We start from the raw sequence: 403 nt of genomic DNA on the forward strand, positions 1-403 counted from the left end.
CCCACGGGCCGCGCCGCATCGAGACCGCGCTCAAGTCCGGCCAGTCGGTCCTGGTCCAGGTGACCAAGGACCCGATCGGCCACAAGGGCGCGCGTCTGACGAGCCAGGTCTCGCTGCCCGGCCGCTACCTGGTCTACGTGCCCGAGGGCTCGATGACCGGGATCAGCCGCAAGCTCCCCGACACCGAGCGCTCCCGCCTCAAGACGATCCTCAAGAAGATCGTCCCCGAGGACGCGGGCGTCATCGTGCGCACCGCCGCCGAGGGCGCCAGCGAGGATGAGCTGCGCCGTGACGTCGAGCGGCTCCAGCAGCAGTGGGAGGACATCCAGAAGAAGGCGAAGGGCACCAGCGGCTCCAACGCGCCGACGCTGCTCTACGGCGAGCCGGACATGACCGTCCGGGT

The 403-nt window shown here is 70.2% G+C and carries 1 protein-coding gene; it reads left to right on the forward strand.

Going from position 1 to position 403, the window contains the following annotated elements; genetic code table 11:
- On the forward strand, nucleotides 1–403 hold a 403-nt coding region (locus tag J1M86_RS23920; RefSeq protein ID WP_206511637.1), incomplete at both ends, for a ribonuclease E/G.

Source organism: Rhodococcus sp. KRD197, assembly GCF_017168235.1.
In the GTDB taxonomy this organism is placed as follows: Bacteria; Actinomycetota; Actinomycetes; order Mycobacteriales; family Mycobacteriaceae; genus Rhodococcoides.